Source organism: Klebsiella sp. 1SOBk10mer, assembly GCF_046602535.1.
Classification (GTDB): Bacteria; Pseudomonadota; Gammaproteobacteria; order Enterobacterales; family Enterobacteriaceae; genus Klebsiella; species Klebsiella quasipneumoniae.
Map to the genome: position 1 here is coordinate 1 of NZ_JBKIUP010000031.1, position 8,566 is coordinate 8,566.

Annotated in this window: 7 protein-coding genes; all 7 read left to right on the top strand. The window is 57.8% G+C overall.

From position 1 onward, the window contains the following. Nucleotides 1–445 precede the first annotated feature (445 nt). The 7 genes from ACLH1I_RS26085 to ACLH1I_RS26115 are packed head-to-tail and all read left to right on the top strand — an operon-like array spanning nt 446 to nt 8,278. Entirely contained in the window at nt 446–1,573 is a 1,128-nt protein-coding gene (locus ACLH1I_RS26085) for a transporter substrate-binding protein (protein ID WP_004118840.1), read from the top strand. Further along, nucleotides 1,570–2,163 (top strand): ANTAR domain-containing response regulator, encoded by a 594-nt coding sequence (locus tag ACLH1I_RS26090; RefSeq protein WP_049013025.1) that lies wholly within the window; start codon nt 1,570–1,572, stop codon nt 2,161–2,163. Before ACLH1I_RS26085 ends, ACLH1I_RS26090 begins: the two co-directional genes overlap by 4 nt. Beyond that, nucleotides 2,160–3,008: an ABC transporter permease gene (locus ACLH1I_RS26095; protein ID WP_004118228.1), complete on the top strand. Its 849-nt coding sequence runs from the start codon at nt 2,160–2,162 to the stop codon at nt 3,006–3,008. The genes ACLH1I_RS26090 and ACLH1I_RS26095 overlap by 4 nt, the downstream gene beginning before the upstream one ends. Beyond that, nucleotides 3,008–3,928: an ABC transporter permease gene (locus ACLH1I_RS26100; protein WP_004118227.1), complete on the top strand. Its 921-nt coding sequence runs from the start codon at nt 3,008–3,010 to the stop codon at nt 3,926–3,928. Before ACLH1I_RS26095 ends, ACLH1I_RS26100 begins: the two co-directional genes overlap by 1 nt. A 12-nt stretch (nt 3,929–3,940) precedes the next feature. After that, entirely contained in the window at nt 3,941–5,545 is a 1,605-nt protein-coding gene (locus ACLH1I_RS26105; protein ID WP_004152278.1) for an ABC transporter substrate-binding protein, read from the top strand. Nucleotides 5,546–5,589: 44 nt separating this feature from the next. Continuing rightward, nucleotides 5,590–6,537 (top strand): acetamidase/formamidase family protein, encoded by a 948-nt coding sequence (locus ACLH1I_RS26110; protein WP_049013026.1) that lies wholly within the window; start codon nt 5,590–5,592, stop codon nt 6,535–6,537. A 7-nt stretch (nt 6,538–6,544) separates the two neighbouring features. Then, complete coding sequence (locus ACLH1I_RS26115; RefSeq protein ID WP_004118832.1) at nt 6,545–8,278, top strand: ABC transporter ATP-binding protein; 1,734 nt, start codon at nt 6,545–6,547, stop codon at nt 8,276–8,278. The last annotated feature ends 288 nt before the right edge of the window (nt 8,279–8,566 follow it).

Genomic DNA, 8,566 nt, shown 5'->3' on the forward strand with positions numbered 1-8,566 from the left:
CTGAACAAAATGACGAAAGCAGGTATGCCTGAAAGCGTGCGTATTGCCTGAAAACACAACCCGCTACGGGGGAGACTTACCCGAAATCTGATTTATTCAACAAAGCCGATCACCTGCTGATGGCTGAAAAACCGGAACTCTCAAAAAGTGCGTGGAACTAAAACAGGTGTGCATTACTCCACCTCATGTTGAAGAGACCAGACTGCATCAGAAAATTGCACCATAACTGAGCAAGCCGCATCCCATTGGTGCAAAAGTGTCTCCAAAAATAAATAATCCATTGATTTAACTGTACTTTAAAAATGGCATGAATTTTTCATGTCGGGTATATGCAAGCAGGGGCAACCCTTAAGCCTTGAATCCATTAAATATCGACAGGTAATGAAGCCTGATTGTCCTAATAAGGACAATCAGGCTTTTTTATTAATGCAGAGAGCAAACATACGTGCAAACTATTGATATTGGAATTTTGCTTTCCACAGAAGGTACCTACAGCCACCTGGCGAACAGCACACTGCTTGGTGCGCGCCATGCCTTAGAGGAAATCAATGCCGATCCTGCTTATCCTTTTCAGCTGCGGGCCCGACATATCAACCCTGCGGGTGAACTCGCAGCCTACAGTGAAGCGGTGAGCACCTTTATCGCTCACGGCATCCGCCATATCTTCGGAACCATTACCTCTGCCAGTCGGAAGGAGATTATCCCGGACCTGGAGCAGCATAACCTGCTGCTGTGGTATGGCTGTCCTTACGAGGGGTTCGAGAGCTGCGAGCAGGTCGTATATCTGGGCGGTTGTCCGAACCAGACTCTGCTGCCACTCCTGCGGCTGGCGCTGGATATGTTCGGAAATCGCTCCTGGCTGATCGGCTCTAACTACGTCTGGGGCTGGGAAAGCAATCGTATCGCCCGTGAGGTAGTGGAAGGTTCCGGCGGTACGGTGGTGGGCGAAAAATATCTGCACCTGAGAAACAGCAACGTGACCGAGTTGATTGAGGCGATTCTCAGCACAGAGGTAGATTTTGTGCTCAATAACCTGGTAGGCGAAACCTCTTATGCGTTTCTGCGCGCACTGGACGAGGCCTGTCTTCGCGATCGGCGGACGTTAGCGGTGCTCAGCTGTAATTTTACCGAAGCCGAAGTCGCCGAAGTCGCGCCACTAAGGGCGGTACGTTTGCTTTCCTGCGGACCGTTTTTTGAGAGCGTCGATCTCGATTTTTGCGCGCGGCAGCACCTGCAACATGGCGCACAGCGCATCTCCCACTACTATATCGGCGGCTGGCGGGCAGTAAGGCTGTTTGCCAATAGCCTGCGCGAGGCCGGAAACAGCGAGCCGGGTGCGGTGCTGGCGGCACTGCATCGTCAGCACGACGTTGATTCTCCGGGCGCTCGCTCAGTAATGGCTCGAAACAACCACGCCTGTTTGCCCTGCTACATCGCTGAGTTGCAACAAACTTGCTTTCAGATACTGCATCGCGAACCGCTGCCGGTTATGCCCGATCCCTATCTCTCCGCGACCGAGCTACGTGAAAGCCGAACGGTTGCAGCCAGACCTGCTCTGAGGATTGTTAAATGAAAACGCTGCTGTCCCCGGATTTAGATGCTCAGCCGCTCCTGCTGGTAGACTGTGAAGCAAGGAGTCGCGAAGCGCTGGAAAAAAACCTGACGCGGATGGGTATCCGCTGGCATCACCTGACCGGAGATGAGGCTTTACCTCCTCTCACCCCCTGTGCAGTACTGGTGGAACTGGAGGCATTCGCCAGCCCGCTAACCCTGAGCCAGATCAATCTGGCGGGAATACCGGTGATCGCGCTGACCTCACATGAGGGACTTTACCAGGTACAGCGCGCGCTGGAGTTAGGGGCAACAGCGCTCCTTACCAAGCCTATTACACAGCGAGCCATCTATACCACCCTGATGATGGCAGTGGGGCTGCGTCAGCAGTTGCATGACATTCAACAGCAACAGATGCTACTGCGCCAGCGTCTGGCAGCAATGCCGCAGATTACCCAAGCTCTGGCGGCCCAGATGCAAGCGGAAAGTATTGATGAACAACAGGCATGGGTTCGCCTGCGCTCGGAATCAATGTGTACGAACCAGTCGGTGGCACAGGTGGCGCATAAGTGGCTGCTACGAATGTCGTCCGGCAAGCGGGGAGCACAATGAATAGAGTCGGATATTTTCTGCGCCGGCCAGCCCTGCTGCTCTCGCTGCTGTTTATTCTCCTGGTGGTGATGAGCGCGCTGTTTGCCCCCTGGCTCACCCCCTTCGATCCCGATGAACAGTTTGTCGAGGGACTGAGCCTGGAAGGCGCACCGCTTTCTCCCAACAGCACTTACTGGCTGGGAACCGATCTGCTGGGACGCGATCTCTTCTCGCGTTTAATTTACGGAGCTCGTACTTCGTTACTCATCGGTGTTGTCGCCAACGGCACTGCAGTACTGATCGGCGTCCTGGTAGGGCTTAGCGCAGGTTATCTGCAGGGGCGTATCGGAGGGCTGCTGATGCGCTTTACCGATCTGATGATGGCGTTTCCCGCACTGCTGCTGGCGATTGCCCTGGCGGCGATTTTCCAGCCAAGTGTCTGGATCGTGTCCCTGGTGATCGCCATGGTGAACTGGGTGCAGATCGCCAGGGTTATCTACGCCGAAACTAGCGCGCTTAGCGCCCGCGACTTTATCGCCGTGGAACGCACCCTGGGGGCCGGAACGTTGCGTATTCTCGGCGTGCATTTAATTCCACATCTGGCGCCAACGGTGCTGGTCTGGGCCACACTAGGCATCTCCACCACAGTCCTGCTGGAAGCTACTCTATCGTTCCTCGGGGTGGGGGTACAGCCGCCAACGCCGAGTTGGGGCAACATCATCTTTGAAAGCCAGAGCTATTTTACTTCGGCTCCCTGGCTGGTGTTCTTTCCCGGCGCGGCGATTGTGCTGCTGTCGCTCTCTTTCAATATCGCTGGTGACGCCCTGCGCGACGCCCTCGATCCCGGCTTAAAAGGACGAAACTAATGCTATTTCTGGGAAAACGTCTGTTGCATGCCGGGCTGATCCTGCTTGGCGTTACGTTGATCTGCTATTTGCTGCTGTTTATGTTGCCCGCCGATCCAGCGCGCCAAATCGCCGGGCGCAGTGCCACGCCGGAAGTAGTCGAAAACATCCGCCATCAGTTGGGGTTGGATCTGCCGTTTTATCAGCAATATTGGCGTTATCTGCAGGGGCTGCTGCACGGCGATCTGGGACGCTCGTTTATTCAGCGCAGCGAAGTGAGTGAACTGGTTTCCGCCCGTATCGGGCCGTCACTGCAGCTGATGGCGGCGGGTATTCTCTGCGAGTTGGTACTGGGGATCGCCCTCGGCACCCTGGCGGCGTTAAAACGCGGCGGGCTGGCGGACCGGCTTCTGATGGCGCTCTCCTTTATCGGTGTTTCGGCGCCGCAGTTCATCGCCGCGATGCTTTTTCTCTATCTTTTCGCCGTGGTACTCAACTGGTTCCCGATGGGAGGCTATGGCGGCTTCAGCCATCTGGCGCTACCGGCGCTAACCCTCGGCCTGCTCGGCAGCGGCTGGTATTCACGCATGTTGCGCTCGTCGATGATTGAGGTGCTGCATCAGGATTTTATCCGCACCGCGCGGGCCAAAGGGCTGGGCCGAACCCGCGTACTGCTGCGTCACGTGCTGCCGAATGCCGTGCTGCCGCTAATTCCGATGATAGGCATTGATATCGGCATTTTTATGGGCGGACTGGTGGTAGTCGAATCGGTCTTTGGCTGGCCGGGTATCGGTCAGCTGGCCTGGCAGGCGATTCAACAGGTGGATATCCCGGTGATTGTCGGGGTAACCACCGTGTCAGCGGTTGCCATTGTTGGCGGCAACCTTATTGCGGATCTGGTGCTGCCGTGGGTCGATCCGCGCATTGATGTCAAAAAGTAGCAGGGGAAGATGATGAAAAATGCGTTATTGACAATGGCGGTGGCCGCGGCCTGTTTCTCTTATGGCGCGCAGGCTGACGAGAAGACCGGCGGCGATATCGTGGTGACCTACCAGAACGACGTGGCGACCCTCGATCCGGCCATTGGCTATGACTGGCAAAACTGGTCGATGATCAAAAGCCTGTTCGACGGCCTGATGGACTATCGTCCCGGCACCACCGAGTTGGTGAACGACCTGGCGGAGAGCTACGCCATTTCCGAGGACGGCAAGGTCTACACCTTTGTGCTACGCAAAGGGGTGAAATTCCACAACGGCCGCGAGGTCACGGCGGCGGACGTGAAATATTCTCTGGAACGCACAGTCAACCCGAAAACCCAAAGTCCGGGCGCCGGGTTCTTCAGCCCCATCGCGGGCTATGACGAGGAGGCCAGCGGTAAAAGCACGACCCTGAGCGGTATCGAGGTCGTCGACGATCATACGGTAAAAATCACTCTGAAAGAGCCCAACGCCACCTTCCTGCATGTGCTGGCGCTGAACTTTGCCTCGGTGGTTCCCCGTGAGGAGGTGGAGAAATGGGGCGCCGACTTCGGCAAGCATCCGGTCGGCAGCGGCGCGTTTGAGCTCCAGGAGTGGAAGCTGGGCCAGGAGCTGATCTTCCGCAAAAACCCGAACTACTTTAAAGCCGGCGTGCCGCGGCTGGATCACATAAAGTTCGAAATGGGACAGGATCCCTCGGTCGCTCTGCTGCGGCTGGAAAAAGGCGAAGTGGATATTGCCGGCGACGGCGTACCGCCCGCACAGTTTCTGTCGTTTAAAAACAACCCGGCCTATAAGGGCCTGATGGTCACCGGCGACCAGTTGCAGACCGGCTACGTGACGATGAAAACCACGCTGCCGCCTTTCGATAATCTCAAAGTCCGCCAGGCGGTGAACATGGCGGTCAACAAAGATCGCATCGTGCGCATCATTAATGGACGCGCGGCGCCGGCCAACCAGCCACTGCCACCCGCCATGCCCGGTTATGACAAGGCATATCAGGGTTTCAGCTACGACCCGGCAAAAGCGAAGCAACTGCTCAGCGAAGCGGGTTTCCCCAACGGTTTTGCTACCGAACTGTACGTGATGAATACCGATCCGCAGCCGCGTATCGCCCAGTCTATCCAGCAGGATCTGGCCAAAGTGGGCATCCACGCCAGCATCAAATCCCTGGCGCAGGCGAATGTGATTGCGGCGGGCGGCTCCGCCAGCCAAGCGCCGATGGTCTGGTCCGGCGGCATGGCGTGGATCGCCGATTTCCCGGATCCCTCCAACTTCTATGGCCCGATCCTCGGCTGCGCCGGGGCGGTAGAGGGCGGCTGGAACTGGGCGCGCTACTGCAACAAAGCGCTGGACGCGCAGGCGGCCGCGGCGGACAGCATGGTGAAACCCGACCAGCAGGACGCTCGCATTGAAGCCTGGCGCAAAATCTTCATCACTGCAATGGATGACGCGCCCTGGGTGCCGGTATTCAACGAGAAGCGCTACACCGTACATTCCGCACGCATGGGGGGCGAGGACGCGCTGTATGTCGATCCAGTGCATGTACCAGTCAACTACGACTATATCGGACTGAAATAATTTGATGGCGCCGGGACGGCGCCGCTGCTTAAAGGAGAGTCAGGATGTGCCAAAATTGTCTGGTGAAGACCATTCATCATGCTCAACATCATTTCGGCTGGGATAACAGCCTGAGCCCGGTTCTGCACGTAGCTTCCGGCAGCCAACTGGAGTTTCACTGCCTGGATGCGGCTAACGGCTGGTTCAACGCCGGTTCTACCGCAGCGGATATCCCAACGCTGCCGTTTGATAAGCTCAACCCGGTCAGTGGCCCGGTCTATGTGGAAGGCGCTCAGCCGGGCGATGCGCTAAAGGTGACGCTGGAATCCTTTCGTCCCAGCGGCTTTGGCTGGACTGCGAATATCCCGGGCTTCGGCCTGCTGGCCGATCAGTTTTCTGATCCGGCGCTGGCGCTGTGGCAATATGACCGGCAGGGCTTAACCCCCTGCGCCTTTGGCCGATATGGCCGCGTACCGCTGAAACCCTTCGCCGGTACCCTCGGCGTCGCTCCCGCCGCCGCGGGCCATCATTCGGTGGTGCCGCCGCGCCGCGTGGGCGGCAATCTGGATATTCGCGATCTGGCCGCTGGCTGCACATTATGGCTACCGGTGGAAGTAGAAGGCGCGTTGTTTTCTATTGGTGACACCCACGCCGCGCAGGGCGATGGTGAAGTCTGCGGCACGGCGATTGAAAGCGCGATGGACGTGGTGGTGAAGCTGGAAGTGGTTAAAGATATGCCGCTGAAAACGCCGCGTTTCGCCACCCCTGGCCCAGTGACCCAACATCTGGATCGGCACGGCTACAGCGCCTTCACCGGCATTGGCCCTGACCTGATGACCGCCGCCCGCGACGCGGTAAGCTATACCATCGATGCGCTGTGCCGCGAACAAGGGATGTCGGCGGAAGAGGCCTATATGCTCTGCTCCGTGTGCGGCGATCTGCGCATCAGCGAAATCGTCGATCGGCCTAACTGGGTGGTGTCGTTCTATTTTCCCAACAGCGTGTTTAATTAGGAGCGTTATGTCAGCAGTCCTATTTCCGGCGCCGCTGCTCTCGGTCGAGCGCCTGTCGATCCAGTTTGGTACACAGCGGGTGGTGGATGACGTCAGCTTTGCGCTCTGGCCGGGAAAAACTCTGTGCATTGCCGGCGAGTCGGGCAGCGGTAAATCGCTGACTTCGCTGGCGATCATGGGTTTGCTTCCGGAGGAGGCACAGATTCCAGGCGGCGCGATTATTTTTGATAACCAGGATTTGCTCAGCCTGCCGGAGCGGCAAATGCAGCTGCTGCGCGGCAAGTCGGTTGCCATGATTTTTCAGGAACCGATGACCTCGCTCAATCCGCTGATGACGGTGGGCCAGCAGCTGGAAGAGACGCTGCAACGCCACGAAGTGCTGGGCCGCCGTGAACGGCGCAGCCGGGTCAGCACGATGCTGGACGCGGTCAAAATCAGTCATGTGGAGAAGCGCCTGCAACAGTATCCGCACGAGCTTTCCGGCGGTATGCGCCAGCGGGTGATGATCGCCATGGCAATGCTGTGCCAGCCACAGGTGCTGATTGCCGATGAGCCGACCACGGCCCTCGACGTCACTATTCAGGCGCAGATCCTCGAGTTGATGCGCGAACTGCAGCAGGCGTTTTCCACCAGCCTGCTGTTGATCACCCACGATATGGGAGTGGTGGCAGAAATGGCCGATGATGTGCTGGTCATGAGTCACGGCAAAATCATGGAGCAGGCTCCGGCAAAAACGCTGTTTACCTCGCCGCAGGCGGCTTATACCCGCCAGCTGTTGCAGGCGGTACCGGTGCTGGGCCAGGCGCCCGCGCTGGCGCCGGTCGAGGCGACGCGACCGTTGCTCAGCGTCCGCGACCTCAGCGTGCGCTTTCCGGTGCGCGGCGACGGCCTGCGCGTGCGTCGCGAAGTCCATGCCGTCGATGGCGTCAGCTTCGATCTTTTCCCCGGCGAGACGTTGGGCATCGTCGGTGAAAGCGGCTGCGGTAAATCGACGACGGCAAAAGCGCTGATGAATATGGTGCCATTTAGCGGCAGCGCGCAGCTTAACGGACAGGAGCTGCACGGCCTGAAGGACGAGGCGTTAAGAGCGGTACGCCGCGATTTGCAGATGGTGTTTCAGGATCCCTGGGCGGCGCTCAATCCGCGCAAAACTATTTTCGACCTGGTTGGGGAGCCGCTGCTGATTCATGAGCAGATGCCCGCAGTACAGCGCACGGAGCGGGTGGCGCAGCTATTGCAGCAGGTCGGCCTGCCAGCGGAAGCGATGCGGCGTTATCCGCACCAGTTTTCCGGCGGCCAGCGCCAGCGCATTTGCATTGCCCGCGCGCTGGCGCTGAACCCGAAAGTGATCATCGCCGATGAATCGGTTTCCGCGCTGGATGTTTCAGTACAGGCGCAGGTGCTGACGCTGCTGGAAGATTTGCGTCAGCGCTATCGGCTCAGCTATCTGTTTATTTCCCATGATATGGCGGTGGTGGAGCGCATCTGCCACCGGGTAGCGGTGATGTTTGGCGGCCAGCTCGTGGAGATCGGCCCACGAGATCGAGTGTTGCACCATCCGCAGCATCCTTATACTCAGCACTTGCTCAGCGCCGTTCCTATACCTGACGTTCAGCAAAGACGGCAACCCCGAGCCACCAGCGCAATGCCGATAAGACCAGAACCGATCAAACCCATCGGCTATCAGAGAGTACCGCAGCGCTTTACCGATTTTGGCGACGGGCACCTCGTCGCCTGCTGAACAAAAAAGCATTCAAACCGGCGGATTTCCGCCGGTGGCAACACTGTTGCCACACAACTCGACGAGAGGCCATTAAACTGGAAAAGTTAGCACATAGCAGGACATAGAGCCGGTCTAAAATGCCCTAAATGCAACGTACCGTATCTTTTATTGTTAGACAAAACCGGAGGTAAACATGGGCTTTGTTGAATAAATCAGATTTCGGGTAAGTCTCCCCCGTAGCGGGTTGTGTTTTCAGGCAATACGCACGCTTTCAGGCATACCTGCTTTCGTCATTTTGTTCAGCGC

Bases quoted from the DNA above. Each gene is read 5' to 3' on its own strand.
- ACLH1I_RS26090 (WP_049013025.1), top strand. From the start codon at position 1,570: ATGAAAACGCTGCTGTCCCCGGATTTAGATGCTCAGCCGCTCCTGCTG.
- ACLH1I_RS26095 (WP_004118228.1), top strand. From the start codon at position 2,160: ATGAATAGAGTCGGATATTTTCTGCGCCGGCCAGCCCTGCTGCTCTCG.
- ACLH1I_RS26100 (WP_004118227.1), top strand. From the start codon at position 3,008: ATGCTATTTCTGGGAAAACGTCTGTTGCATGCCGGGCTGATCCTGCTT.
- ACLH1I_RS26105 (WP_004152278.1), top strand. From the start codon at position 3,941: ATGAAAAATGCGTTATTGACAATGGCGGTGGCCGCGGCCTGTTTCTCT.
- ACLH1I_RS26110 (WP_049013026.1), top strand. From the start codon at position 5,590: ATGTGCCAAAATTGTCTGGTGAAGACCATTCATCATGCTCAACATCAT.
- ACLH1I_RS26115 (WP_004118832.1), top strand. From the start codon at position 6,545: ATGTCAGCAGTCCTATTTCCGGCGCCGCTGCTCTCGGTCGAGCGCCTG.